The 26,102-nt window shown below is 37.3% G+C and carries 29 protein-coding genes and 1 pseudogene; 3 read left to right on the forward strand and 27 right to left on the reverse strand.

The features are described from left to right. Positions 1-72 precede the first annotated feature (72 nt). Together RHP64_RS09745 and RHP64_RS09750 are read right to left on the reverse strand one after the other, a co-directional pair. Positions 73-2,514: a phosphoketolase family protein gene (locus tag RHP64_RS09745; RefSeq protein ID WP_014325202.1), complete on the reverse strand. Its 2,442-nt coding sequence runs from the start codon at positions 2,512-2,514 to the stop codon at positions 73-75. 186 nt (positions 2,515-2,700) lie between these two features. Continuing rightward, the gene (locus RHP64_RS09750) at positions 2,701-3,429 is read right to left on the reverse strand and encodes a GntR family transcriptional regulator (protein WP_011680498.1); all 729 of its coding nucleotides are present in this window, start codon (positions 3,427-3,429) and stop codon (positions 2,701-2,703) included. Positions 3,430-3,506: 77 nt separating this feature from the next. On the opposite strand from RHP64_RS09750, the gene RHP64_RS09755 reads away from it, so the two are divergent. Both RHP64_RS09755 and RHP64_RS09760 read left to right on the forward strand, forming a co-directional pair. Next, positions 3,507-4,007, forward strand: coding sequence for an aminoacyl-tRNA deacylase (locus RHP64_RS09755; protein ID WP_025268551.1), 501 nt, complete (start codon positions 3,507-3,509; stop codon positions 4,005-4,007). Next, positions 4,000-4,542 (forward strand): hypothetical protein, encoded by a 543-nt coding sequence (locus tag RHP64_RS09760; RefSeq protein ID WP_025268552.1) that lies wholly within the window; start codon positions 4,000-4,002, stop codon positions 4,540-4,542. The genes RHP64_RS09755 and RHP64_RS09760 overlap by 8 nt, the downstream gene beginning before the upstream one ends. A 138-nt stretch (positions 4,543-4,680) precedes the next feature. On the opposite strand, the gene dnaB is transcribed toward RHP64_RS09760, so the two are convergent. The 20 genes and pseudogenes from dnaB to RHP64_RS09860 all read right to left on the reverse strand — a co-directional run bounded on the left by dnaB (position 4,681) and on the right by RHP64_RS09860 (position 22,397). Next, a complete protein-coding gene (gene dnaB / locus RHP64_RS09765) occupies positions 4,681-6,144 on the reverse strand; it encodes a replicative DNA helicase (protein WP_002815498.1) in 1,464 nt (487 codons plus the stop codon). Between the two features lies 1 nt (position 6,145). Next, positions 6,146-6,598 carry a 50S ribosomal protein L9 gene (gene rplI, locus RHP64_RS09770; protein WP_011680501.1) on the reverse strand — a complete coding sequence of 151 codons (453 nt, stop codon included), beginning with the start codon at positions 6,596-6,598 and terminating at the stop codon, positions 6,146-6,148. Positions 6,599-6,614: 16 nt separating this feature from the next. After that, complete coding sequence (locus tag RHP64_RS09775; RefSeq protein WP_462785049.1) at positions 6,615-8,642, reverse strand: DHH family phosphoesterase; 2,028 nt, start codon at positions 8,640-8,642, stop codon at positions 6,615-6,617. Between the two features lie 169 nt (positions 8,643-8,811). Further along, positions 8,812-9,096, reverse strand: a complete 285-nt coding sequence (gene rpsR, locus RHP64_RS09780) for a 30S ribosomal protein S18 (RefSeq protein WP_004911134.1) — start codon at positions 9,094-9,096, stop codon at positions 8,812-8,814. 32 nt (positions 9,097-9,128) lie between these two features. Further along, positions 9,129-9,695, reverse strand: a complete 567-nt coding sequence (gene ssb, locus RHP64_RS09785; protein ID WP_002815494.1) for a single-stranded DNA-binding protein — start codon at positions 9,693-9,695, stop codon at positions 9,129-9,131. A 33-nt stretch (positions 9,696-9,728) separates the two neighbouring features. After that, positions 9,729-10,025 carry a 30S ribosomal protein S6 gene (gene rpsF / locus RHP64_RS09790; RefSeq protein WP_011680503.1) on the reverse strand — a complete coding sequence of 99 codons (297 nt, stop codon included), beginning with the start codon at positions 10,023-10,025 and terminating at the stop codon, positions 9,729-9,731. A gap of 257 nt (positions 10,026-10,282) precedes the next feature. Beyond that, on the reverse strand, positions 10,283-11,713 hold the full coding sequence (gene pepV / locus RHP64_RS09795) for a dipeptidase PepV (protein WP_025268553.1): 1,431 nt from the start codon (positions 11,711-11,713) through the stop codon (positions 10,283-10,285). Then, complete coding sequence (locus tag RHP64_RS09800; protein ID WP_011680505.1) at positions 11,710-12,537, reverse strand: energy-coupling factor transporter transmembrane component T family protein; 828 nt, start codon at positions 12,535-12,537, stop codon at positions 11,710-11,712. The genes pepV and RHP64_RS09800 overlap by 4 nt, the downstream gene beginning before the upstream one ends. Before the next feature lies 1 nt (position 12,538). Beyond that, positions 12,539-14,215, reverse strand: coding sequence for an ABC transporter ATP-binding protein (locus RHP64_RS09805; RefSeq protein WP_011680506.1), 1,677 nt, complete (start codon positions 14,213-14,215; stop codon positions 12,539-12,541). Positions 14,216-14,246: 31 nt separating this feature from the next. After that, positions 14,247-14,810 carry an ECF-type riboflavin transporter substrate-binding protein gene (locus RHP64_RS09810; RefSeq protein WP_002815489.1) on the reverse strand — a complete coding sequence of 188 codons (564 nt, stop codon included), beginning with the start codon at positions 14,808-14,810 and terminating at the stop codon, positions 14,247-14,249. 25 nt (positions 14,811-14,835) lie between these two features. Further along, the gene (locus tag RHP64_RS09815) at positions 14,836-15,696 is read right to left on the reverse strand and encodes an SAM hydrolase/SAM-dependent halogenase family protein (protein ID WP_014325209.1); all 861 of its coding nucleotides are present in this window, start codon (positions 15,694-15,696) and stop codon (positions 14,836-14,838) included. Positions 15,697-16,048: 352 nt separating this feature from the next. Beyond that, positions 16,049-17,857 (reverse strand): DNA helicase RecQ, encoded by a 1,809-nt coding sequence (recQ, locus tag RHP64_RS09820; protein ID WP_025268554.1) that lies wholly within the window; start codon positions 17,855-17,857, stop codon positions 16,049-16,051. A 46-nt stretch (positions 17,858-17,903) separates the two neighbouring features. Further along, complete coding sequence (locus tag RHP64_RS09825; protein ID WP_025268555.1) at positions 17,904-18,362, reverse strand: hypothetical protein; 459 nt, start codon at positions 18,360-18,362, stop codon at positions 17,904-17,906. A gap of 399 nt (positions 18,363-18,761) precedes the next feature. Further along, on the reverse strand, positions 18,762-19,349 hold the full coding sequence (locus RHP64_RS09830; protein WP_220457714.1) for a helix-turn-helix domain-containing protein: 588 nt from the start codon (positions 19,347-19,349) through the stop codon (positions 18,762-18,764). Positions 19,350-19,440: 91 nt separating this feature from the next. After that, a pseudogene (locus RHP64_RS09835) lies at positions 19,441-19,781 on the reverse strand (site-specific integrase). Between the two features lie 12 nt (positions 19,782-19,793). Then, entirely contained in the window at positions 19,794-20,666 is an 873-nt protein-coding gene (locus tag RHP64_RS09840; RefSeq protein WP_025268557.1) for a hypothetical protein, read from the reverse strand. Positions 20,667-20,805: 139 nt separating this feature from the next. Beyond that, the gene (locus RHP64_RS09845; RefSeq protein WP_010280513.1) at positions 20,806-21,093 is read right to left on the reverse strand and encodes a bacteriocin immunity family protein; all 288 of its coding nucleotides are present in this window, start codon (positions 21,091-21,093) and stop codon (positions 20,806-20,808) included. Between the two features lie 104 nt (positions 21,094-21,197). Further along, positions 21,198-21,398: a helix-turn-helix transcriptional regulator gene (locus tag RHP64_RS09850; protein WP_010280515.1), complete on the reverse strand. Its 201-nt coding sequence runs from the start codon at positions 21,396-21,398 to the stop codon at positions 21,198-21,200. 10 nt (positions 21,399-21,408) lie between these two features. After that, positions 21,409-21,720 carry a hypothetical protein gene (locus tag RHP64_RS09855; protein WP_025268558.1) on the reverse strand — a complete coding sequence of 104 codons (312 nt, stop codon included), beginning with the start codon at positions 21,718-21,720 and terminating at the stop codon, positions 21,409-21,411. 332 nt (positions 21,721-22,052) lie between these two features. Beyond that, on the reverse strand, positions 22,053-22,397 hold the full coding sequence (locus RHP64_RS09860; protein ID WP_025268559.1) for a hypothetical protein: 345 nt from the start codon (positions 22,395-22,397) through the stop codon (positions 22,053-22,055). A 122-nt stretch (positions 22,398-22,519) separates the two neighbouring features. Between RHP64_RS09860 and RHP64_RS09865 the strand changes: the two genes are divergently transcribed. After that, the gene (locus RHP64_RS09865) at positions 22,520-22,675 is read left to right on the forward strand and encodes a hypothetical protein (protein WP_014325216.1); all 156 of its coding nucleotides are present in this window, start codon (positions 22,520-22,522) and stop codon (positions 22,673-22,675) included. Positions 22,676-23,076: 401 nt separating this feature from the next. Here the strand turns inward: RHP64_RS09865 and RHP64_RS09870 are convergent, their stop codons facing one another. From RHP64_RS09870 to RHP64_RS09890, 5 genes are all read right to left on the reverse strand, one after another. Further along, positions 23,077-23,265 carry a hypothetical protein gene (locus tag RHP64_RS09870; protein ID WP_223825242.1) on the reverse strand — a complete coding sequence of 63 codons (189 nt, stop codon included), beginning with the start codon at positions 23,263-23,265 and terminating at the stop codon, positions 23,077-23,079. 187 nt (positions 23,266-23,452) lie between these two features. Then, positions 23,453-23,650 carry a hypothetical protein gene (locus RHP64_RS09875; RefSeq protein ID WP_014325218.1) on the reverse strand — a complete coding sequence of 66 codons (198 nt, stop codon included), beginning with the start codon at positions 23,648-23,650 and terminating at the stop codon, positions 23,453-23,455. A 140-nt stretch (positions 23,651-23,790) separates the two neighbouring features. Next, complete coding sequence (locus RHP64_RS09880; RefSeq protein WP_014325219.1) at positions 23,791-24,159, reverse strand: hypothetical protein; 369 nt, start codon at positions 24,157-24,159, stop codon at positions 23,791-23,793. A 346-nt stretch (positions 24,160-24,505) separates the two neighbouring features. Beyond that, the gene (locus RHP64_RS09885) at positions 24,506-25,234 is read right to left on the reverse strand and encodes an L-ribulose-5-phosphate 4-epimerase (protein WP_025268560.1); all 729 of its coding nucleotides are present in this window, start codon (positions 25,232-25,234) and stop codon (positions 24,506-24,508) included. Positions 25,235-25,236: 2 nt separating this feature from the next. Then, positions 25,237-26,100, reverse strand: a complete 864-nt coding sequence (locus tag RHP64_RS09890; protein ID WP_025268561.1) for an L-ribulose-5-phosphate 3-epimerase — start codon at positions 26,098-26,100, stop codon at positions 25,237-25,239. Positions 26,101-26,102 lie beyond the last annotated feature (2 nt).

Genomic DNA, 26,102 nt, shown 5'->3' on the forward strand with positions numbered 1-26,102 from the left:
TATGTAGTCAATTTAGCCATAAAAAAACCAACCATTAAAAATAATAGTTGGTTTTGATAAAATAATTTTAAATTACTTAAGTGGTGACCATGTCCAGTCAGTGAATTCTTCGATATCACGACCTTCGTTACGAGTAACTTGGAAATGCTTTGCCAAAGTATCATCCATCTTAGCGATGAATGTATCAGCAGCAGCTTGATCAATCTTACCATTTGCAGACAAGATTTCAGCAGCTTCCTTAGCTTGATGGAAGCGATCCAAGTGTGAATATACACGCATATCATATGTCGTTGTGATGTCACCATCTTCACGATATCCATGAACGTATACATCACCCGTGAACTTACGTTCGAAGAAGAATGATTCAATCAAGTTTTCATAAGCATGGAAACCGAAGATAACTGGTGTATCAGCTTGGAAATACTTGTTGAATTCTTCGGCTGATAATTCACGTTCATCATTCATGTTAGGTTCTGACTTCTTTTGCAAACGTAGTAATTCAACAACGTTAACATAACGGAACTTAACATCTGGGAATGCTTGGTTAATCAACCACAAAGCAGCCAAAGTTTCAATTGTTGGTTCAGTACCAGCAGATGCGAATGTAATATCAACATCACCAGAAGGTGCAGTAGAAGCCCAATCAATGATCTTCAAACCTTCGTTAGCCAATACTTCAGCTTCTTCAACTGTAAACCATTGTTGACGTGGTTGCTTAGAAGCAATCAACAAGTTAACCTTATGACGTTCTGAGAAGGCACGTTCTTGAACAGCCAACAATGAGTTACCATCAGCTGGCAAATATTCACGAATAAAGTTAGACTTCTTTTCAGCCAAGTGAGTCAACATACCTGGATCTTGGTGAGTATATCCATTGTGATCTTGTTGGAAAGCAGTTGAAGTTGCAATCAAGTTCAATGATGGATAGTCATTACGCCATGCTTGTTCTGAAGCGTGACGCAACCACTTGAAGTGTTGTGTAACCATTGTATCGACAACACGCAAGAATGATTCGTATGATGCGAAGATTCCAACACGACCAGTCAAAGTATATCCTTCAAGCCAACCTTCAGCTTGATGTTCAGACAATTGTGAATCAATAATGCGACCCGTAGGGCTCAACAATTGATCTTGTGGTTCCTTGATTTCTTCCATCCATTGACGTGGTGTAACATTGAACAATCCCCACAAACGATTTGACATTGTTTCATCAGGACCGAAGAAGCGGAAACGAGTTGGGTTCAATTGTGAAACAGCACCCAAGTAGTTTGACAATGTTGCCATGTCCATATTGCGCTTGCTATCAGCGAATTCCTTACCACGTGTATCATCATTGATATCGTTAGCGAATTCTCTCCAGTTAGGCAACTTCAAGTCTGAACGATCAGCACCACCATTTGTAATAGGGTTAGCTGACATACGCTTGTCACCCTTAGGAGCGATAGCTTTCAATTCATCCTTCAAAGAACCATCAGCATTGAATAATTCTTCAGGCTTGTATGAGTTCATCCAGTCTTCGAATTCAGGCAATGTTGCAAGATCGTGTTGTTCAAGAGGCAATGGCACTTGGTGCGCACGGAATGAGTTTTCAATAGGATTGTTACTTGCATCGTGCGTTGGTCCACCCCAGCCCTTTGGCAAGCGAGCAATAATTACTGGCCATGCAGGGATTTCACCATCTTGATACTTACCATTTTCACGTGCATCATTTTGAATAGCTTGAATATCTTCAATAGCTTGATCCAAAATGTTTGCTGCAAGTTGGTGGTATGTTGCGTAGTCATGAATATCATCGTTTTCGATGAAGCGAGGTGAATAACCCAAACCTTCAAAGAACTTTGTGATTTCTTCATCACTCATACGTGAGAAGATAGTTGGGTTTGAAATCTTGAATCCGTTCAAATCCAAGACAGGCAAAACGGCACCATCATTCTTAGCATTCAAAAACTTAATTGAGTGCCATGAAGCCATTGAAGGACCTGTTTCAGCTTCACCATCACCAACAACTGCGAAAGCAACTTGGTCAGGATTGTCCAAAACGGCACCAAAAGCGTGGCTCAATGAATAGCCCAATTCACCACCTTCGTGTAATGAACCAGGTGTTTGAGCTGTCATGTGTGATCCAATACCGCCAGGGAATGAGAAGCGCTTGAACAAGTGGCTCATACCTTCGATATCTTGAGTAATTTCAGGATAATCTTCAGTATATGCGCCGTCTAAGTAAGCGTTAGTAACCATAACTTGGCCACCGTGACCAGGACCACCAACGTAAAACATGTTCAAACCATACTTGTTGATCAAACGGTTAGCATGTGCATACAAGAATGTCTGACCTGAGATAGTACCCCAGTGTCCGATTGGCTTAACTTTTACATCTTCAGCCTTGATAGGTGTATTAGTAACTGAGAACAATGGGTTGCTCTTCAAAAAGATCATCCCAGCTGACAAATAGTTAGTTGCGCGCCACCACTTATCAACAAGTTCCAAGTACTCTTTTGAATCGAAATCTGCCATGAGATTAAGTACTCCTTATTTTTTGCAAGAATCATAAACACCGTAAACCACGAACTTCTTCCGTTATTTACTCTTACAGTATAACCGATTACAGATTTTTCTTCAAGGGAAAAGGTTCAATTGGGTCAGGTTTTTAAAAAATGTGGTTGGCTTTTTAATTATATTGGAACGTACCAATGCTGTAACTTATTCGGAGTCTAAACTCACGAAGGCATTATAGCGAAGATACTTATAATGTAAACGCATTGTCGAAAATTCTAGCGGTGTTCCATCATCCATGAAGAAAATGCCTTCCATGATGCCGACTGGTTCGTTAGCAGTTAATTCTAGCAACTCTTGGTCCTCATCATTAGAAGGCTCAGCCATAATGGTCATAAACGACTTAGTTACCGTGCGGTGCTTTGTTTTTTCGATATATTCATAAACGGATCCGGAAACTATCGTTCTGTTCAGCCCAGGCAAAACATTGATAGGTACATAGCCTCGTTCAATCATAAATGGTACCCCTTCTAGTCGGCGTAACCGTTTAATTTCATAGACAAAATCTCCCTCGTTTAAAAAAAGGGCCTGTTGTTGTTCGGTTGTAGCCGGAATGACTTGAAAATCCAACAATTCAATGCTTGGCGCTTTTCCATCAACACGAAACGAATCAGAAACACCTAGGTTAGATCCTTCATGTTGGAAAATTGCATGGTTTTTTAGATAAAGCGGATTAACAAAGGTGCCACTGCCACGCTTTTTAAAGATAACACCTTGTTGTACCAGTACATTAAGTGCCCGTTTGATTGATGAGCGTGACACACCATATTGCTCAGCCAAAGAACGTTCGTCTGGTAATTTTAAGTTGGGAAATTCGCCCTGGTAAATTTTTTGTTTTAGATCCGCTTGTACGGTAACATAGATAGATTCTGACATAGTAATTATTAGTATACCACACATTGGTCAGACCAGTCATTGTATTGGTGGACCCAATTTGTGATAAAATATTACTTATGAGTAAAAAGAAAATGAAAAAAACGTTGCCCGAACAAGTCATGGACAAACACAAAGTGAAATATGAACCACTTGAACTAAATATCTTGGATAAAACGCCAGTTCAGCGCGATGCAATCCTGGAAACGTTTCACGTGAAACATGATGACATTTATAAAACACTCGCCGCACATGGGGATAAAACTGGGCCCATTGTAGCAGTGTTACCTATCACAAAACATCTGTCACTAAAAAAGTTAGCAGCTGCATCAGGTAATAAAAAAGTGGCCATGTTACCTCTTAAAGAATTACAAAGGACGACTGGTTATATTCACGGCGCTAATAACCCTGTTGGAATCTGGCAGAACAAGCATTTCCCTATTTATTTTGATCTCAGCGCTGCTGAGCAACCTTTCATTCTTGTCAGTGGCGGCGAGTTAAGTCGTTCAGATAAAATCAATCCGCGTGATGTTGCATCATTAGTTGGTGCCGAATTTGTAGATTTATTAGAGCATGACTGAATTTTCACTTCAATTTGCGCAAAATATTGGTTACTTTTTGATTTTACCTATCATAATTGCTTGGTCAATTAGTTTTTTGTCTAGCTTATTATCGCAGTGGCTGACAATTCACACATCTTATACGATAACTGCTATTCTAAGTTTTTTTGGTGTGGTAATACACGAATTGAGTCATCTAATTGTTGCCATTATTTTTCGCCATCATATTACTGAGTTTCGTTTGTGGCAAATTAGTGACGATGGTGTGCTAGGTTATGTCAACCGCGAATATAATCCCAGTAGTTTTTATCAAAAACTTGGCAATATCTTTATCAGCATCGCGCCAATAGTAGGTGTAACAGCTGCTATTTGCTCACTCATAAAATTTATATGGGTACCAGGTTTATATATTAGAAACACATTCGTTATTTTAATTATCGGTAGCCTGTTACTTGGGTTTAACCTATCAGCTGCAGATTGGCAAAATTTCAGGCGTGGTATACCATTATACTTGATTATCATTTTGTTCATCTCAACACTACAATATCTATTTTAAAAAGCACTAGTACTTGTTCTGCTGTTTAAGCGAGCATCTCATACTAGTGCTTTTTTAATTTACTGTGTATTTTACTATCTAACGTAAACTAAGATAGTTTATAAATGGATCTTATATAGTTACTTGACTGTTATCTACTTACCACCCTGGACTAACATCAGGCGCTCCAGCGTTCATATCATTCCGATATAGCGGTGCCATAGCATTAAACTTGAATGTCGGTTTATTAAACATCAAGGTAGCTGTACCACGAGCGCCGGCTCGGTTTTTTTCAAATATAATTTCAATCGGCACCGCTTCTTGTTCTTCACGCGGATCCCCGTCACCATCTTCAGAATCGCCACGTGAATAATCATCTCGATACAAAAACGCGACAACATCAGCATCTTGTTCAATCGAACCCGAATCACGTAAGTCTGACAAAACTGGGCGCTTGTCAGTACGTTGCTCCACACCTCGACTCAATTGTGCCAGTGCGATAATTGGTGTATTTAATTCTTTTGCCATTTTTTTAATCGCTCGTGAAACTTCAGAAACAGCTTGTTGACGGCTTTCAGAGTTATTGGACTCAATTAGGCCCAAATAATCAATTACGACCATACCGATTGGATGCGGATTTTGAATGCGCTCTTCTTGAGTCATGTCACTTAACAAATCACGTTCCAATTGATGTAGCTTGGCACTAATCTGATTAATTTTAATACCAGCAGTATCATCCATGTAAATTTTCATTTGCGCCAATGATTGCATAGCAAGTGTTAACGCCTGCCAATCTTCTTGCGTCATCTGCCCTGTGGTTAAATGATTAGAATCAATTGACCCCTCACCCGCAAGCAATCGACCAACAATATCTGTCGCACTCATCTCCATTTCAAAAATAACGACAGGCACTTTTTCATTTTTGGCTACATTACGAGCGATATTCAACACGAAAGCTGTTTTACCAACGGCTGGGCGAGCACCAAAAACAATCATCTGATCATTTCGAAAGCCATGTGTAATTTTGTCCATTTCAGGATATCCTGTTGATAAACCAACAACATCACTATCATTTTTAACCGCTTCGTCTAGATTAGCTTGATATTCCTGCAGTACATCTTTAATTTTCCTAAAGTTTTCATCACCACGATTTTCAGCAATGGTATCAATACTACGTGATAATTGCGCTAATAAATCTTCACTTGGTTCTGCAGCATCATAAGCCAACGACATTGTTCTCGTTAACGTATCAATCATTTTTCGTAAAACAGATTTTTCTCGAACAATATTTGCATAATGCTTCAAATTGGCGGATGAAGCTGTTGACTCTGATATTTCTGCCAGATAAGCCATGCCACCAACGTTTTCAAGTTGATGCATACTATTCAGTTTATCTTGCACTGTCAACATATCAATTGGACGGTTTTCATCCACTAATGCCTGCATGGCTTTAAAAATAGTTTGGTTCGCTAATTTATTGAAATCCTCAGGTACCAAGATTGCACTAGCTTCAACCATCGCATTTTCTGACTTAACAGCAAAAAAGATGGATCCGAGAACTGCGCGTTCAGCATCACCATCTTGCGGCACTTGCCGATATTCATTTGATACCGGATTATCCATATTAACCCTCGCTTACATGAACACGCAATTGCGCTGTCACTTCTCGGTGTAATTTAACTGGTACATCTGTATAACCAAGTGCGTGTATTGGTTGATTGAGTTCCATTTTTCGCTTATCAATTTTGATTTGATATTGTTTTTCTAAGGCAGCCGCAATTTGTTTTGTTGAAACAGCACCGAATAAACGTCCATCTGTTCCTGATTTGCCAGTTAGCTCAACAACTGTCTTCTCGTTAGCAAAAAAATCTGCTAATTTTCTCGCTTCAGCTAGTTCCTCGGCTGCCGCTTTTTCTTCAGCCTTTTGACGCCCCTTAACTGCGCCCAAGTTTTTGCCTGTAGCCGGCTCCGCTTTCTTATTTTTAATTAGAAAATTATTGGCATACCCATCAGGTACTTCCTTAATTTCTCCTTTTTTTCCGCGACCTTTAACGTCTTCTAAAAATACTACTTTCATTTTTTAATCCCCTATGTTAATCTTCTGATTGTTCCGCAATTATATTTAATAATTGTTGTTTGGCTTCTTCGGTTGTTACATTAGCAATTTGGGTGGCTGCGTTAGATAAATGCCCGCCGCCGCCAAGGGCCTCCATTGTACGTTGAACATTACGTTCCCCAGTTGATCGAGCTGAAATACCAACCCGTCCATCCTGACGTTTAGTGATCACAAATGAGGCATACACACCGCTAATCTGCAAAAGTTCGTCCGCAGCTTGTGCAGTAAGCAAACCAGAATAGATATCCTTGTTATCACCAACAGCAATAGCATTTCCTTCATGAATCTCTGCTAAATTAACCAAATGACTTCGCGATTTGAAATCCGAAAACTTCTCTTTCATAAATGACTGAATCAAGTTGCTATCAGCTCCGTTAGCACGCAAATAGCTAGCAGCATCAAACGTACGTGATCCCGTACGCAAAGTGAAGTTTTTAGTATCAATCTGTATGCCACCTAACATCGCCGTCGATTCTAGCTTTGTAATTGGTGCATGTGACTGATCTTGATATTGCAGCAACTCAACAACTAGTTCTGATGTCGATGATGCATATGGCTCTATATAAGACATCAATGGTTTTTCATCTAAACCTTGCTCGGCTAGACGATGATGATCAATCACAACTACACGGTTGGCTAACCTCTCGAGTAACTGTGGTGCACCAGAAATACTTGCTTTGGCATGATCAACTAATACCAATAAAGTATTATCACGTACTAGCTTCAATGCTCGCGCTTCATCTACGATAGAATCATCAATATTTGATCCTGGTGCCACAAATTCTGCTGGCTTTTTGCGAAGTTCAGCTAACAGTAGCTGGATATCGCTGTACACATGTTTTTCGTCCAACACAAGAAAAGCTGGTTTATTTTTTGTCTGGGCCGTACGCCAGACACCCAATCCAGAGCCAACTGCATCTAAATCCGGCATTGCATGTCCGACAATCATAATATTATCAGCCTGCTCCATTAGTTCAGCAATAGTTTGTGATACCATGCGAGCCCGGACACGGGTACGCTTTTCCATCGGATTGCTTGCACCACCATAAAAACGTGCCGCTGCCTTTTCAGATTTCACAACCACCTGATCACCACCACGACCCAAGGCCAAATCTAAGTTCGTCTGGGCCATTTTAGCAAGCTTATTAATATCTGTGTCATCATATGCTATTCCGACCGACAATGTCACAGGTGAGTTCTGTTGTGCCGTTGCTTCTCGAATGTCCTTTAGGACACTGAACTTATCTTCCTCAGCTTCTTGAAGGGCTGACTGATAACCAAACATGACATAATGCAGTGTATTCAAACGGCGGATATAAATATGATGTTCGAGTGCCCAATCAGACAATGCGCGTGTCACGTATGTCCGTAAAGTAGACGTTTCGGACTCGCTCATACCATCAGTGACTTCCTCGTAGTTGTCAACCGATATTAACCCACTGAACAGCTGATGATCTTCATACTTTTTAGTAATCGCAGCATACTCACTGATATCCATCAAATAAATGACCCGTAAGTTTTGTTGAACAAATAACGAAAACTGCCTACCCTGCCAGGTGATTGTATTCGTCTCGGAAGCATCGGCATAATTATCAATCTCTAGAGCCAATTTATTATCTAGCTCCGACAATTCTAATCCAAGCACATCTCTTTTGTCTAGATATGCTTGCATATATGGATTAATCCAATCAATTTTTTTATCTTGATTAAGCAGAATAATGCCAATCGGCATTCGAATTAAAGCTTCTTGTTCACTACGTGCAATTCGATACCCCAAGCCAGACAAGTACTCTTGTGCATCTTCACTAACCTCTTTGAAAGCTTGTGCACTAAATACTAATCCAATAATAACTATTGCCAACCAAATAAGTCCAAATGTTATATTAAAAAGCATAGCAAAAATAACACTCATTACACTTGATACAAGTAACAGAAATGCCACTGTACTTAGTTTAGTGTTTTGAAAGAATATTGGTAAATTTTTAAAACTAAAAAATCGTTTCACGTGCTACTTCCTTCTGATTATCATATCTTCTATTTTACCACAGGGTGTCATGATTAATATGATAATACTTCAGACAAGCCATAACATGGTGCGTTAGATACAGCTATATCCCGAATTTATACAAAATATACAAAAAAGCCTGAGGCAAACCGCCTCAGGCTTTTAGGAATTAATCTTCCGTAACGAATGGCAACAAAGCCATGATACGTGCACGCTTGATAGCAGTAGTTACCTTGCGTTGGTTTTTTGCAGAAGTACCAGTCACACGACGTGGTAAAATCTTACCACGTTCTGAGATGAAACGTTCTAATAATTCAGTGTTCTTATAGTCAATATATTCGATGTGGTTAGCAGCGATAAAATCAACCTTACGACGACGACGTGGACCGCCTTGTGGGCGACGTGAACGTTGTGGACGTTCTGAATTTTGTGGACGTGAGTTTTGTTCTGACATAATAAAGCTCCTTTCGTAGTGTTTAATTTATTTTAGAATGGTAAATCATCATCTGATATATCAATTTCTGTATTGCCACTAGCCGCAAATGGATTAGGGGCACTATTTGACGAAGCTGATGATTGCGTATTTGAGTTTGAACTCGCACTTGCAAAAGGATCAACACCGTTAAATGAGTTGTCATTACCGCCAAACGAATGATCGTTTGATCCGCTGAAGTTGTCAGCACCATTATTAGATGCCGATGATCCGTTCTGAGAACGACGCTTTTCACTTTCAGCGCGAGATTCGAGTAATGAGAAATTATCAACAACAACTTCCGTCACGTAAACGCGTTGGCCAGCATTATTTTCATAATTTCTTGTTTGTAAACGACCTTCAACGGCCACAAGTGCACCTTTTCCAGTGAAGTTTGCAAAGTTTTCAGCTGCTTTTCGCCAAATAACGGCGTTAATAAAGTCAGCTTCACGTTCACCACTTGCGTTGGTGAACTGACGGTTAACCGCCAAGCTAAACGTACCGACTGCTACACCTGATTGTGTGTAACGTAATTCAACATCACGGGTCAATCGCCCAATTAATACTACTCGATTAATCATAATTAACGCTCCTTTCCCAGTGAAAATTTAAATTTATTCTGCGTCGCGCTTAACAATCATGTGACGTAAGATGTCTTGAGAAATCTTTGCCAAACGATCAAATTCATTGATAGCCTTATCGTCTTCTGCAGTAAAATTGATAATGTGGTATGTACCTTCACGGTAACCAGCAATTTCGTATGCAAAACGACGAGTAGCCCAGTCGGCTGACTTTTGAATTGTTGCACCATTATCTGTCAAGATTGCATCAAAGCGCTCAACAAGAGTCTTCTTAGCATCCGCATCCAAATCAGGGCGAACAATATAAGTCATTTCGTATGATGTAGCCATTTTATTTCCTCCTTTTGGTCTCTGGCAGCCTTGGCTGCAAGGAGTGATCGCACAAATTGTGCATTCACAACTACTAATTGTACTACAATATAGCCTTACTTTTCAAGTGTTTATCAGAATTATTTCCACTGGTAACTTATAATACGATTTTTTTGTCTGTCTTACTTATATAGATATGCTGTCGAATTACATTAACTACCTATCTGCTTATGCAAAAAAAGCCCGCATTGTTAAGTTTGCGAACTCATTTATCTTCGTTATCGAGTCATTTCATACATTACTTGCGCGAAAATAGCTTGCGTCTTAGGGATGTTATCTACCAGTACATATTCGTTTGGCTGATGACTCATGACTGGTACATCAGGAAATTGCCCACCAAAAGCTACGCCACGTTTCAATAAGCGTGCATACGAGCCGCCATTAGAAATTTTATATGTCTTTTGCGTATGCGTGTGCTGAGCATAAACATCCGCAAGTACTGTCACAATTGGATCACTGAGGTCTACCATGTGCGGATGTGTACCAAAAGCTTCCTGCTTAAATATTTTGGCGTTCAAGCTCCCCATATGTCGCTGAACTTGTGTCAAAATAGCGGTTTCCGTTATGCCCATTGGATAACGGAAATTGATCCGAATCTCACTATCAGCATTAGCTTGGAATAAAATCTTACCCACATTTACTGTTAAGTCACCCATAATATCATCATGATAAATCAATCCGAGCTTTTCACCGAAAACGTTTTTATGATTTGTCAAACCAAGAAACTCTAAGAATCCATGCGCTTGATCATCAAAATTATAGTTTAATAAAAAATTAGCCAAATACGTTGCCGCATTCAAACCATCTTCTGGGTAAGCGCCATGAACAGATTTCCCATACAGTGTTAATATAATATGACCATCATCATATTGACCTATACCCGAAATCATTAGTGTATCTTTGAGATAACGCTCATACGCAGCTAAAAACCCATTGATATCCACACCATCAGGCAGCTCAACATCAGCAACTGCAGTCCCTGGTACAACATTATCTCGTTCCCCAGACTGAAATCGATGTAGTTTCCACTCACCCAATGTTGTGCCTTTAAACTGAATTGATAAGGTTAGAACACCTTTTTCACCAGGAACAACCGGGAAGGCTCCGTCAGGTGAAAAACCAAACGTCGGTTCACCTACTTGATCCAAATAGGCCCGCATATCACGCCAATCAGATTCTTCATCACTACCAAAAATCAAACGTATTTTTTTTCGTGGTTGAAAACCAGCATCTTTTAATTGCTTCAAAGCGTAATAACTAGCTATTAAATCAGCTTTCATATCGTGTGAACCACGTCCATACAAGCGATTGCCTATAACTTTAGGGCTAAATGGCAACGTTATCGTCCATGCATCCCCACCAGGAACAACATCAACGTGTGACAAGACCCCAAAGGTTTCCGTTGCATCCTCTGGTCCATAGTCAATAACAACAACCATATTATCCGCGACACGCTCAACTTTAAACCCGTCACGTCTGCCCATATCAACTAGAAATTGTAGTGCTGTTTCAATACCTGCTCCAAAAGGTTGTTGAACATTAGCTGTTGTTTTATCTAACACAGATGGTATTGATAAAAACTGTAACAAGTCAGTCAATAATTCTGATTTGTACAATTGCGACTTTTGTTGCCACTGTTCAGCTGTCATTTGAAAGGATTCCACATCCGACCTCCATTAGTTATAAATAGCAAGACGCCAATCACGACAATCAATGTCGACCATAGAATCATAGCCACATCACGCATGGAAAAACGTTGTTCTTGATACCATGAACGTTTATTATAGCGCCCAAAGCGGCGCAATTCCATAGCTTGGCTAATCGTATCAATCCGACCTAAACTTGAAAATACTAATGGTAGAATAATTTGTACAGTCCCCTTCATCCGTTGGATTAAACTAGATTTTTTTGATATTTCGTAGCCACGTGCCTGTTGGGCCAAACTAATCGTTCGATAATCACTCTGTACGTCAGGAATATAGCGCAAGGTAATTGCAACGGCATACGCTACTTTGTAGGGTACGCCAATTTTATTTAACCCAGCAGCAAACTCACTAGGATTAGTGGTGAAAAGCAATACAATTGACAGCGGGAATGAGAATAAATACTTTAGTAGAAGATTAAATTCGTAAAACAACTGTTCTTGCGTAATTGTAAACCAACCGCTACCAAACATCACATGTTTTGTACCATATAATTGTTCACCATATTGAGGGGCCAAAACGGTAATCATCACAAGGTTAATCAAACCAATGAATAATACCAACTTTAAAAGTAGCGCGTATTCCTGATATTTAATATGAGCCATTTTAATTAAAACAAATGACAATATTGTTAAAGCAATTAAAAAACGCGTATCATAAGAAATCATGCCAATTGTTGTTAATGCTAAAAAGCCAACTAATTTGGCGGTACCCGTAGCATGATTAATCCAAGTATTTCTTGCTTTATATCCGAAAAGTGAGTTATCCATCTTATTTCCTTATAGCTGCATTTAATTCTTCTGGATGCACAATGCTAAGACGCTGGGCTAAACGATAAATACTGGTAGTTCGCAAACTAGCAGCGTCAACTAATGCTTCATTTGCAAGTAACTCCGCTGGTGTTGTATCCGCCAATATTTGCCCATCAACAACAACCAGAGCCCGTTGAACAAAGTTTGCTAATAAATGCATATCATGAGTAATGATTATAATAGTCGTATGGTTCGTAATGTTAATATTCTGTAAGAAACTGAGTAACTGAGACGTGTGCGTTGCATCTTGTCCAGCTGTTGGTTCATCTAATATTAGAATTTCTGGTTTTAAAACCAAAACAGCCGCAATTGTAAGCCGTTTCTTTTGCCCAAAGCTTAATGCAGAAATGGGCCAATTACGCATACCATCAAGATCGACAAGTTGTAACATTTCACGCACACGTTCCGTTACTTGTTCTTCATCAATGTTACGCAATCGCAGCCCACTGGCAACTTCATCAAATACTGTTGCTTTCGTAATCATATGATTAGGATTCTGCAAAACATAGCCTATGTGGTCGGCCCGTTCTTTAATAGAATCGCTTAGCAGCGAACGTCCATCTAATTGAATATCTCCCCCACTGGGTGTCAAAAAGCCAGTTAATAGGTGGGACAAAGTTGTTTTACCTGATCCATTTTTGCCCACAATACCAAGAATTTCACCTTCATGAATTGATGTCGACAAATTTTCAAACAATGGTTCTTGCTGGTCGTACGCAAAGGTTAAATTTTGGACCAACAACTGCTTGTCATCATGAGTGACTGTCTGCACTGGTTCTGCCAAAGTTTCAATTTGGTCCCTAAAGTTTGAAACGTCCACTTTTTCAACATCTGCTACGTGAGGTATTTTATTCACTGGAACGCCTGCTCGGCGTAATAGTTGTATGTATAGTGGTTCGTCTAAGCCATTTGCAGACAACACGCCTGCTTGGATAATGGCAGTAGGCGTGTCATTAGCGACAATTCTACCATGTGCCATGACAATTACACGATCAACATGAGCACGTAACACATCTTCTATCCGATGTTCAATCACAACCACTGTCATATTACGTTCTTGTTGCAGTTCATCAATCAGTGCCATTGCAGCCGCACCAGCAGCTGGATCAAGACTAGCCAATGGTTCGTCAAATAACAATAGATCCCCTTCATCAACCAAAACACCTGCCATAGCAGTACGTTGTTTTTGGCCACCAGACAATGATTGCGGTGCCAACGTCAAACGTTTTCCTAACCCAAATCGATTGGCCCATTTAGCGACTTTTTCTCTGACAATTTTTATCGGCTGATTATCATTTTCAAGAGAAAAAGCTATATCTTCGGCGACCGTCATGCCCACAAATTGCGCATCAGAATCCTGAAGAACAGTACCAGCTTGCAAAGATAGGTCAAACAACGACTGATTTAGGATCTTTTTACCATTAATTGTCAGTTCACCAGTAATATCCCCTTGATAGGCTTGCGGAATTAAACCATTCAGTAAACGCAGTAATGTTGTTTTACCCGAACCAGATGCACCGGCTATTAAAACTTTTTCACCAGGATAAATTTGAAAACTCACATCATGTAACGTCGGTTCAGATTGCGCGTGATATTTAAATGTCACATGTTGAAAATCAATAAATGGTTCTACCATGTTTTCCCCTATGTACGTAGCCCGTGGCTACTTATTCACTACGCAATGAGCTCTTCTTAGGACGTGACTTGACATAAGCCACTAGTAAAATAGAGCCAATAATAGCGACAGACAAAATGTTAACAATTGTTGCCGCTGCGCCCTGTAAGAACACCTTACTAGCTGGCTGTTTGTATATTAATATATCGCCGATTGGCGCAACAATCAACCATGCAATAACGTTAGCAATTATTTGCCAAACATTAAACTGAACTAACTTTTTTGTTGAAAGATCCCCGCCCTCGAGGTCCAAGAATCTTTTACTCAAACCAAGTAATAGTCCAAACACACCATCAGCTAAGACCCATGACCACCAAGGGGCACCATAGGTCGCGTCAGTAATTGTGTGTCCAATAACACCAACTAAAAAGCCAACAACTGGACCAAATAAACCAGCAATCAATGCTAACCAGCCTTCAGCGACGTTAACATTAGTATTTGGCACACCAGTTGGAATAGCAATGTACTTCATTAAAATGAAAAACACAGCAGCGCCGATACCAGTTGCAACGACTGAACGCACCGATAATCCTGTTTTTTTGTTATTTTCTTTCATTTTTCTCTCCTTTTCTTTGAGACTATCATATTTCTTTGGTTAATGAAACAGCCCATCCTTGGCCAGCACCCACATGGTACGTTTGTTCAAAACTACCAGTATGCAAACCAAACGCAACTGTATACACTGAATCAATATAAATTAACGGTTCGCCAGGATTGACATCGGTAAATGTGTGCACATATGGTAGCACCTCATCAAATAACAAACTACCATCACATTTAATTTGAACACGCAGGGTATCACCATATTGCAAATTCATCTTTTCAAATTCGCGTAGGGGAATATTTGACCACAGCGAACCAAAATTGACATCAGTGATATCAATATTACCCACTAATTGTGGTTGCCCATAAACCGTTTCTTGATAAACACCAGGTGTAATTGGTAAACGTACCAAATCGCTAACTGATAATTCTTCCGTGTAGTCTTCAAATACTACTTGTCCACTAGCTAATTTAGCCCCATTATAAGCATAAATATCACGCCCATGAAATGTTGATGATTTTTCTGAACCGGGAAGGCGTTGTGTTGTTTCATCAATCACACGTACACTTTCGATTAAATCATTAGATAATAGATGCGATAAAGTGCCGTTATCTGGTGTCACAATATAGTGGCCAGCTGTCGTCTTGGCAATTACTGACAAACGTTTTGAGCCAACCCCAGGGTCGACAACAGATACAAAAACTGTGCCCGGTTGCCAATAGTCAAAAGTTTGAAACAATCGAAACGACCCTTCAAAGATATTAAATGGCGTGATACCATGTGTTAAATCACTAACAACAATGTTATCGGCAACATTGTAGGCAACACCTCTCATGGAGCTTACCGCACCATCCTGTAATCCAAAATCTGTTTGTAACACTAAATGATTGTTTGTCATTTTCAATTCCTCGGTCATCTTATTAATGGCTTTCTAGTAGGTTATAAAAATCGTAAGAAATACAAAAAGTCCCTGTTAATCATACAGATTAACAGGGACGTAAAAAACGTGGTACCACCCAGATTTAGCATAATACATGCTCTCATACTGTAACGGCGCTAACCGACCGCGAAACTTAACAACTTAAATCTCACGATATCATCCACGTTCATCTTCAATAAACTGCTTCATGTCAGCTTCCACTATCCTGACTCGCTTGAATTTCCGCTCGTTATCTACTCTTCGCTTCAACGATTTTAATATCCTAATAATACCTTAAGATAATTATGAATATTTGTCAATACGTTTATGATTAAACTGCAATAAAATCATTAATAACCTTTGCAAAATCATTATGATAAATTTCAAACTTCTTTTCACCCACACCAGAGATTGCTAAGAACTCTGTATCAGTTTGCGGACGCGCCTGTGCCATACTCATTAACGTTTTGTCTGAGAATATTAAGAAAGGTGGCAAACCAGCGGCCCGAGCTAATTCTAAACGTTTTTCCTTTAACTTTGCAAACAGACGATTATCTTCGTCGGAAAGTTTCAAATCATCAGTAGTCACTTTCTGACTGACAATACGTACCTTCTCAAGACGTTTTTTAATCTCAATTTCACCTTTTAATACTTCGGCCCCTAACGATGTTACTTTTAACACGGGAAACTCTGCTCCCTCGAAACGTAAATATCCTTCAGCCGTTAAGTAGTCAATAAAGCGCGTCAACTCTTTTAGCGTTCGCTCTTTCATCAAACCAAACGTTGGTAAATCATGTAAAAACTCATACTTACGCACACTAGCATCATTTGATCCTTTTAAAACCTTAGCGACCATCGTTTTACCAAAGCGTTGATTCATACGCATCACATTAGCCAGCACTTTTTGCGCATCTACCGTAACATCAACCCACTCGCGCGTATCTAAACAATTCGAGCAATGACCACAATCTTCTGTCACCGTTTCACCGAAGTATTGCAATAAATACCGTGCTAAGCAAGTTTGCGTATTAGCAAAAGCGTTCATTTCTCGAATTTTGTCATATTCATTTTGCTTGTGTTCTTCTGAACCTTCTGACTTTTGAACAAAGAATTCTTGCAGATGCATATCCTGTGGTGCATATAATAATATAGCTTCGGCGGGTAACCCATCACGACCCGCACGGCCAATTTCCTGATAATATGCCTCAATGTTTCCCGGGACGGAGTAATGGATTACGTAGCGCACATTTGGTTTATTAATACCCATCCCAAAAGCGTTTGTAGCCACAATAACTGGATTTTCATCATATAGAAACGCTTCTTGCTGTCTTTGACGTTCCTTTTCAGATAATCCAGCATGGTAACGACCTGCATTAATGCCTATTTTATTCAAATAAGTGGTCAGTTCATCAACTTGCTTACGTGTTGCTGCATAAATAATACCAGTTTGTTCACGATTTTTTTGTAAATATTCAACCACATACTTTCGTTTGTCCTGATTATGTACAATATTCAAAGCCAGATTATCTCGCGCAAAGCCGGTCAAGACCGTATCATCATCGTCTACTTGTAACAATTGTTGTAGGTTTTCACGAACACGCTCTGTTGCGGTGGCCGTCAAACCAAGAACTGCTGGATGTCCAGAAATTTGTTCCAACAAAGGTAGAATATTCAGATAACTCGGACGAAAGTCATGTCCCCATTGTGATAAAACGTGGGCTTCGTCAACAGCAATTAACTCAATATTGAGACTTTGAACAAAACTAAAAAAGCTAGGGACCTCTAGTCGTTCAGGCGCAACATACAACATTTTGTAAAGGCCATGTCTTAGGTCCGACATACGTTGTGCTTGTTCTTGCCCATCAACTGTCGAATTCAAGAACGTCGCAGGAATGCCCATGGTGTTCAGCCCGTCAACTTGGTCTTTCATTAACGAAATTAATGGGGAAATGACTAAGGTAATGCCTTCAAACATCATTGCCGGTAGCTGATAGGTAATTGATTTTCCACCACCAGTTGGCATAATAGCTAAAGCATGTTTATGTGCGAGTACTTTATTAATAACATCTAGCTGACCAGCTCGAAAGTTATCGTACCCAAATTTTTCTTTTAAAATTGTTTGTGGATTCGCAGTTTGCATATTTTCTATTATAGCATGTGCCCTCTAACTAAAAAGCAGACGACGATTAGTTGTCATCTGCTCCCATTGGATTTAATTGAAACTTTATTGGCGTTATACATCTTAGCAACCAGTTCATAATTGCTAAGATGCCTGACACAAGCGTTAACAACCAAAATTGCTTTACTTGAAAATTACTAAACAACTGTAATAGAACAAAACCAATTGCAAACCAGCCAAAGTACGCAGCCATCGTATTGCCACCAATTCGCAATACTTTATCTAACAAGTTTTCCGATTCATTCTGAAAAAACTTAACATGTAACCAATCGAAAAAAAGCATGATAAATACAAAACTAACCAGATCCATAGAAACAAACTTCAATATCGTTATATAATCTCGCATGGGATTAAAACGTGTTGATCCTTGATATAACAACAAACCATATGTCATCATAATATCCGAACCAAATATGAATAATAACCAACTAATTGGCTTAGTTCGTACCATATCCCGAATTAACATATATCCCCCAAGAATTGACTCAACATCATGATTATCTTAAATTATTATATCATTTATCGGGTTCTTTAAATGGTTCCGGAACAAAACAAAAGATTATTTTTGATTGCATAGGGTCTTTCTTTGACCCCTAGTAACAGATTATGAGACAACCGCAATTGTTTTAAACTACTCGAAAATGACATACCTCTGAACTTATTTTTATTAGTATGAATGAAAGAATAGACGTTCATCAAGCACTTTAACTAGAAGTAGTATCGTGTTATTCGAGATATATTGATTTTGATGACTTTACGTAGATTATACAAAGAAGAAAATACCTAATATGATTTACTTAGTATTTGCTTTTTATAATGCTGACTATAGTGAGTTACTAGTATTATTCACTTTTCCCCCTGTTATTTAATTAACACCAGATCCGACAAAGCCTCTAATCAGACCGTCTACAATGTCCATTACTGGCATAATAGCATACAAAAATAGAAGAAAGCCGATGGCAATGATGATCTTTTTATTTAAAATGCTAATCAATGAATGCCAGTTAATTTTTGTCAGAATGTAGATAATTAGAATAAACATTGGAATAGATAAATAACCAGATAGGTTAGATTCAATTAAAATCATATTCGATGAATAGAACAGTTTTAAAAATAAATAACCGATAGTTCCAACTATAATTGCACTGATTAAGCTTATCGTAACAATACGATAAAATTTGCGTTCCTGTTGATTTTCTCTTAATTTTCCGACCATCGTTTCGTCTCCTAAAAACAAATCATCTAACGATATGTTTAAGTACTTAGATATTAAAATAATATTTTCAATATCTGGCAATGTTTTACCGGTCTCCCAATTAGATATGGTTTTATTGGATACTAATAACTTATTAGCCAACTCCATTTGTGTTAAAGACATTTTTTGTCTTTTTTCCTTTATCAAATTATGAAATATCACGACTTTCCTCCTGGTCCTTGTTATGACATTAAACATAATACCCCGTCGCTATTTTAGCAATAGAAAGTCCTTACCAATCCTTATAATATTAGGTTTCATCATGTTATTGAGAGTTAACAAAATTACTTTAATCTAAAATTATTTCACGACTTGCTTGATTCAAACCTAAATAAGTTAAAGTCATCGCTTCACTAGAATGGTTTAATAATTGCATGACAAGTCCGATATTATAGTTAGACTGCATGTAGACACGATAAATACCAATTTTTTTGATTGTAGGTAAACGTATTTTTCTTAATCGTGACATCTGCGTTAAACACATTAGCCTTTTATCATAACATCACTCACCCGTAGTAAGGTTGCTTCCCCAACTTGAAATACGGTGTAGTTACGACATCCAGCACGAAAACTATCAAATAAGGTATTTTTGATCATTTTCAAGACATTAGAATCTTTTATGGAGTACATTTTGTTGCATATTTATTTAACCTCAATAATAGGGATATCCTTGCTTGGCTTACTCTTTTCAAGGAATGACCAATTACTATTACCATAATATTTAAATGTAAATTCTTTAATCTGAAAACTATTTTGACCTTTCGACTTATCACTGATATCTCTCAGAAAGTTAAAATATAAATGCCTCTTATTTTCATTTTCCGATAGATCTAAGAACTCAATTTTTTGTTTAAACCCAGGAGTTGTTAGGGTATTGTGCGTCTTAAATACTTCAAATGATACTAATAATTCTTCTACAATTTGACGCATAGCAGAATATAGGGGATTACCGTTAGGATAATTCCCGTTTTGATCATAGAAACCGAGTAATTGTGACTTTTTAAAATCGTCAATAGGATCTTTTTTTTCATCTACATGTGATCCACCATCTTTATTAGCTATGAATAATACAATATCTCTACGAGAAATATATTCTGATTGTTGTGCAAACACAATTTGTTGCCACCACAGTTCCACAGGACAAAAAACTTCTGAAAGAATCTTATCAGAGCTGTCTCGACGATTATTAAATACTTCCTTACTTCCTAACGGCATGTAAGAAGCACCTTCCGCCCCAATTGACATCATCAACAGATCCCAAGAAGGCAATAAATTATTGGGAGAAAAGCTACTGTTAGGTGAATGCCAAGCTTTAAATTTATTTATTAAATCTAGTTGATTTAGTAAAGAGTTTGAATTGTGGGTTTGATGTATTAGAACGCGAACCTGTGTAGCCATTGGTAGCGCCATATCAGTTACACCAGAGTCAAACATTTTTGCATAGTGACGAAGTAAGTCTAGCTGAACGTCTAGTTTATTATTTTTTTCCTGTATTGATAGTTTTTGTTTAGACATATAAGCCCTCCACTTCGAGAATTATTATATCATTTAACTAAAAAACAACCCCTATACTCAACAATCAGAGTATAGGGGTTGTTTTAACGGGTTTTTCGAGGGATTATTTTTTTGAATAGCCCCTAAATTTGGTATAAACTTAGTGGTTACCAAAATTCATACCAAAGCCATAACCAAGACCTTGATATTTGTCAGCAAATTCTTGGCTTATTATCTGTAAATAAAACGGGGACAAAGGTTTAGAAAGACTATTTTTCATGGCTAATGGTGTTAAGTCTGTTTTTAAATCAGCAATTATTTTAGGTAGATATTGATTATTTTCCAAACTTAATTTTGCTACTATCAGAGCTTCCCGTTCTGTTTGGTTAATGCTTTCGTCCAAAATTAGATCCGTAATTTGGTTTAACAAATCGATTTCATCATTCATAGTTCAGTTCCCCCTAAAATGTTTACATACTATCTCTTTATTTTGGTAATGCTAATTATGTTAAGTCTTTAAAAATAATTAAGTTGTATTTATAAAAACACAACTTAATCATTTTTTTCGTAAATAAATAATTTATCTACGGTAGAATTAAGTTCTTTCGCTAACTTAAAAGCCAAAATTAAAGTTGGGTCATACTTATTATTCTCAATCGCATTAATTGTTTGTCTAGAAACTTCACAATTATTTGCCAATTCTTCTTGAGATAAATACTTTTTTTTTCGTAACTGATTAATTAAATTTTCCAAAATAACCGCCTCAGTCACCCATTTTGTTACGATTATATCGCACTGCGAATAAAAACGTAACAACTGCAAATGTTAGTGAAAAAAAATCATCAGAGTGATTTGTATAATTATCAAATTGAATATTTAAAATTGGACCTAATAGGAATGTCAAGCATTTTAACGTCAAAGAAATAATAACAACGATAAAAGAAAAACAACCACTTTTTAAAATAATCATATGTTTTCTTTCATCACCTTTTCTTAGTAAAGATGCTACAATTCCTATGTCAAAAATAAATACTACAATCCCTATTATCCATAATGCAAAATATCCTTTATTCATAAATTTCTCCTCAGCTAATGTAAAAAAGATTTAACATATATAATATAGTATATTATATTTGATAATATCAAATGTTTTTGACATTATCAAAGTCGTTATAGGCCACTATATGTCACTTTTTTTGCCGATCACTTGCGGGCACGAGCCTACCCATATCCGAATTATTTATCCCCCACAATACCGTTATTTATATTACTTTGAACGTGTTTTAGACTGTTGTGGTGCAAAATAAAAATCAAATGATGATGAGATTGAATTATGGACCACTTCATATTCTTTATTATGTTTAATGCTCAGGCACTCTACTAGTTTAACGAGTATGAGTGCTTTTTTTATTTAACTTCAAGTTCTAACAACTCTTGTAAATCTTTTGTTGTTGCTGGGTTAGCTGTTTTATAGTCGAATCGTTTGCCTTTGAGAGGAACGTTGCCAGTATAATCAATCAATTTAAACCATACACGTCCTGCATCATCACCAGTTAAATGATACCCTGCTTCGTCACCTAAGCTATAATCAGCTACAACCTTTTGTTGATACATAGCAACAACATGAGTAATGTTTTTCTTGATTATTGTGTCAAGGTTAATACGCCAAGCACCTGAAACACGTTTTTTTAGCCACCCTGTTTCATTCTTGATTTCACTCAACTTAATTATGAGTACTCGTTCTTTATTCATATCTGCCTCCTAAATTTTTATATCAGTAAATCATTAGTTTACTAATTAATACTTTTATATTACATAATTTAATGCAAATTTATATGATAAAATAATTTAAATAAATTTTTTTGGGAGAACCTATGAAGAAATGGTACGAAGAGAAGCGACATAAAGACATGTTATTTTATGTTGCTATGGTAATATTAGTTATTAGTCCATTCTTATTCAAAGGATATAAATTAATGTTTGGATCAGCAATAGCAGTATTAATTGGCTTTTATAGTGGGCAGGACTAATTATGAAAAAATGGTTATATAAGTACAATCCGTTACTGATGTTTATTTTAGGGTGTTTACTGCTGACTGATGCAATAGTTAGTAATAATGTCGTAAATATGATTTCACCTAGTATATTAATAATATTAGCTATTTACATCACTATTGTAAGAATTATTCGTAATAAGTAGTCCTAATCGTTTATATAAAGCCCATAAAAACGTTTTAAGCACATGTTTATATTCAAATGTATTTATAATGTCTTAAGATTGATTATATTGACAAAAATTTTAATATATACAAAAAAGCCCACAAAGTAATGTGAGCTTTTTAGTTATCTTCAACCAAAAAAACGTAAATTATATAATATTCCATAGAACCAATCTTGTCTGTGAAGTTCTTGAAGTAATATTTTACCTTCATCAGACAGGCCCACTAAGAGACATGGTTTGGAGCTTATTAACAGTCTGTTGAATTTCACGATACTGTAGTGAATTAGGCTTATTCAATTCTTCAATAGTATCTAATATCACTTTTTTCTCATCACTGCTTAATTTTTGATGGTTTTTCAAAAATTTATTTAAATAATTCCGCTTGTCTGATTTAAACATAGCCTCTCTATCCCTTTAAATTAACGTCCTGGGGCATATTGCCCTTTTAACCATCGGTCATAAGTTTGTTGATATCCATCAATAATAACATTAACTGTGTGGTCAGTAAAAGAAGTTACTTGGACCAATTTGTATGTATCAATAGTTCTATTATAAAAAAGAGCAAATGGTTGAGCAGTGAATATTCTCAACGTCCTTTTGAAGCTCCGCCACCACTATACATTTGCACTTTACTTTCTGCAAATTGACTAGCACCAACTGAATTGCTTACTTGAAAAGTGTTTGTTATTGTATCAGCTGATACCTTAGAATCAACCGCAAAACCAGATGCACCAACTACTCCCAAATTACCTAAAAATAAGGCTGTAGACTTAAACATGTTCATAAGAATTTCCCCCTAGTATTTATATTTTGTTATAAACATAAATTACTATCTAAACACGAATGACAAACGTATGTCAAAACGTTTTGTGAAATTACTTACTTTTAAAATAAAAACCCCTACAGTTGTAGAGGTTTTTATAATTAAATACCAGGTAGTTTATTATCTAGTTGATATGTTTGTGTTAAATACTTGGCAATTGGGTATAAGTCATCAATGTACATAATTGCCAAACCATTTAATACCTTAATAATAATTACATCATTAACATTTTTAAATATTTCTGGCTCTATTTTCTGATAAAATGCTTTAAAATCAGCTATGGTATATTGACTAATGTCATTATTATGTACTAACATATGTGTTCTTGTTAATACATTGGAAAAAGTTTCCTCAGTACCTCCAAGGTCTTGTATAACAAGCGCTATTGACACTGGTCTTATATACGAATCCCCTAGAAATGTTGCCATTTCCATTAATATTTGTCCTTGTAATCTAACATCTTCAAACATTTATATACCCCCAATTAATAAGCTAATATTACACTTTAACCCACTTGCAATACCGCGATGCTTGTTATCTTCCATACTTCCTTGCAAACCTCTAAATTTTGAAATCTAAAGGCTGTATTCTGCACTATGTTCACAATATTTTCACATAATTCATTTTTTTATAAGCATGAATACTATTAAACCTCAATGGTAAACGTTTGTCAATAATTTTTTAAATTAATCATTACTCCTTTGGAAGGTAAGCTATTTTACGAAACCTAAAATGAACCCGCTAACTTTACGAACATTTAATTTGTTCAAGTTATCGGGTTCATTTTATTGATTTACGTAGGCCTTTTTTATTATATTAGGCGTGCGTAATGTGATTTCTTGATTGTGTTGATGACTGACCATAATAGGCATTATCGCCGTGCTTCCTATAATAATGTTTATCTAACAAGTATTGCGGAACATGAATTTCTGATCTTGTTGACTGCAAAGCATGGTAACTAATTTCTGCCGATACTTCGAGCACTTTAGCGTTGTATACGGATTTCTCTGGGGTCGTGCCCCATGTAAATGGGCCATGTTGACTGACCAAGGCAGCAGGCGTCGCGTCTGGGTCAAGCCCACGATGCTCAAACTCTGATACAATAACTTTCCCAGTATTTAGTTCGTAGGCCGTCTTAATTTCCTCTTCACTTAGGGCCGGTGCACAAGGAATATCCCCATAAAATGTATCGGCGTGCGTTGTACTGACAGCTGGGATATCCATTTTTGCCGCAGCAAACGAAACGCCCCAAGGTGAATGAGTATGCGTGATACCACCTATATTTAAAAAGTGTTGGTATAGATAGGCGTGTGTAGGCGTGTCACTAGATGGATTGAGATTACCTTCTACAACTTCTCCGTCCAAATTAACCACAACCATATCGGAAGGTTTTAATTGGTCATACTCAATGCCAGAGGGTTTTATTACAAATAGCCCTTTTTCACGATCAATGCCTGAGACATTTCCCCATGTAAATGTTACTAATCCTAATTTAGGCAACGCCATATTAGCCTTATAAACTTCATTTTTAAGCTTTTCTAACATAATTACACCTCGATGAAAATTCCAGATTCGGTTAGTAAATCAACTATAAAATCATGAGCGTTCTCAATTTTATTAATGCAATCGTTCTCCTTTTCAGACCACATTTCAATTGTAAATGTACCCTGATAATCTAGTCGTCTTAACGTCTTAAATAATCCTAAGAATCCAACATTTCCTGTTCCAAAAGGTACGTTTTTAAATTTTCCTGGTGTATTTGACGTAACAGCTAGCGTATCTTTAACATGTATAGCAATAATACTGTCTAATCCTTCTGTCAAATCCTCTCCTGGATTATTTTCAGGCCAAGCTGAAATATTGCCTAAATCTGGATATGCCTGAAGCCAAGGTGAAACAACGGATTTCTTAATCTTCTTCACCTTAGCAATCGAATTAATAAAAGTGTCATCCATTGTCTCAATGGAAATCATAACCTGGTTTTCAGCTGCAAAATCAACTACCCGCTGCAAGTTTTCAATGAAATTTTCACGTGTTAACACTGTCTTAGAACCATAATACTCATCATATCCAGCAATCTGTATGTTCCTGATTCCCAGGTCTTTAGCCAAGATAATTGCTTTCTTACACATGTTATATGCTTGAGCGTATATTTTTGGATTCTCAGATCCGAGAGGATATTTTCTAAGCGCGGACAGCATCATTGTATCAATTGGTATGCCTGTTTCGTACACATCTCGAACTAACTGAAACCGTTGTTCCTTGTTCCAATCTAAGCGTTCAATACGTTCATCTGTCTCATCAATTGAGATTTCTACAAAAGAGAATCCATGTTTTTTTGCTAAATTGAGTTTATCTCGCCAAGACATCTGAAAAGGTAATGACTTCTCGTTAATTCCAAGTTTTGCCATCG

Source organism: Leuconostoc sp. XM4 (assembly GCF_055698815.1).

Coding starts and splice junctions, on each gene's coding strand:
- ssb (WP_002815494.1), bottom strand. CDS start 9,695: ATGATTAATCGAGTAGTATTAATTGGGCGATTGACCCGTGATGTTGAA.
- RHP64_RS09840 (WP_025268557.1), bottom strand. CDS start 20,666: ATGTCTAAACAAAAACTATCAATACAGGAAAAAAATAATAAACTAGAC.
- recQ (WP_025268554.1), bottom strand. CDS start 17,857: ATGCAAACTGCGAATCCACAAACAATTTTAAAAGAAAAATTTGGGTAC.
- RHP64_RS09805 (WP_011680506.1), bottom strand. CDS start 14,215: ATGGTAGAACCATTTATTGATTTTCAACATGTGACATTTAAATATCAC.
- RHP64_RS09875 (WP_014325218.1), bottom strand. CDS start 23,650: ATGAACATGTTTAAGTCTACAGCCTTATTTTTAGGTAATTTGGGAGTA.
- RHP64_RS09865 (WP_014325216.1), top strand. CDS start 22,520: ATGAAGAAATGGTACGAAGAGAAGCGACATAAAGACATGTTATTTTAT.
- pepV (WP_025268553.1), bottom strand. CDS start 11,713: ATGACAGCTGAACAGTGGCAACAAAAGTCGCAATTGTACAAATCAGAA.
- RHP64_RS09870 (WP_223825242.1), bottom strand. CDS start 23,265: ATGTTTAAATCAGACAAGCGGAATTATTTAAATAAATTTTTGAAAAAC.
- RHP64_RS09750 (WP_011680498.1), bottom strand. CDS start 3,429: ATGTCAGAATCTATCTATGTTACCGTACAAGCGGATCTAAAACAAAAA.
- RHP64_RS09860 (WP_025268559.1), bottom strand. CDS start 22,397: ATGAATAAAGAACGAGTACTCATAATTAAGTTGAGTGAAATCAAGAAT.
- RHP64_RS09800 (WP_011680505.1), bottom strand. CDS start 12,537: ATGGATAACTCACTTTTCGGATATAAAGCAAGAAATACTTGGATTAAT.
- RHP64_RS09760 (WP_025268552.1), top strand. CDS start 4,000: ATGACTGAATTTTCACTTCAATTTGCGCAAAATATTGGTTACTTTTTG.
- RHP64_RS09810 (WP_002815489.1), bottom strand. CDS start 14,810: ATGAAAGAAAATAACAAAAAAACAGGATTATCGGTGCGTTCAGTCGTT.
- RHP64_RS09855 (WP_025268558.1), bottom strand. CDS start 21,720: ATGAATAAAGGATATTTTGCATTATGGATAATAGGGATTGTAGTATTT.
- dnaB (WP_002815498.1), bottom strand. CDS start 6,144: ATGGATAATCCGGTATCAAATGAATATCGGCAAGTGCCGCAAGATGGT.
- rplI (WP_011680501.1), bottom strand. CDS start 6,598: ATGAAAGTAGTATTTTTAGAAGACGTTAAAGGTCGCGGAAAAAAAGGA.
- rpsR (WP_004911134.1), bottom strand. CDS start 9,096: ATGTCAGAACAAAACTCACGTCCACAAAATTCAGAACGTCCACAACGT.
- rpsF (WP_011680503.1), bottom strand. CDS start 10,025: ATGGCTACATCATACGAAATGACTTATATTGTTCGCCCTGATTTGGAT.
- RHP64_RS09885 (WP_025268560.1), bottom strand. CDS start 25,234: ATGTTAGAAAAGCTTAAAAATGAAGTTTATAAGGCTAATATGGCGTTG.
- RHP64_RS09745 (WP_014325202.1), bottom strand. CDS start 2,514: ATGGCAGATTTCGATTCAAAAGAGTACTTGGAACTTGTTGATAAGTGG.
- RHP64_RS09830 (WP_220457714.1), bottom strand. CDS start 19,349: ATGTTTAATGTCATAACAAGGACCAGGAGGAAAGTCGTGATATTTCAT.
- RHP64_RS09880 (WP_014325219.1), bottom strand. CDS start 24,159: ATGTTTGAAGATGTTAGATTACAAGGACAAATATTAATGGAAATGGCA.
- RHP64_RS09815 (WP_014325209.1), bottom strand. CDS start 15,696: ATGACAAACAATCATTTAGTGTTACAAACAGATTTTGGATTACAGGAT.
- RHP64_RS09845 (WP_010280513.1), bottom strand. CDS start 21,093: ATGAATGATGAAATCGATTTGTTAAACCAAATTACGGATCTAATTTTG.
- RHP64_RS09825 (WP_025268555.1), bottom strand. CDS start 18,362: ATGTTAATTCGGGATATGGTACGAACTAAGCCAATTAGTTGGTTATTA.
- RHP64_RS09755 (WP_025268551.1), top strand. CDS start 3,507: ATGAGTAAAAAGAAAATGAAAAAAACGTTGCCCGAACAAGTCATGGAC.
- RHP64_RS09890 (WP_025268561.1), bottom strand. CDS start 26,100: ATGGCAAAACTTGGAATTAACGAGAAGTCATTACCTTTTCAGATGTCT.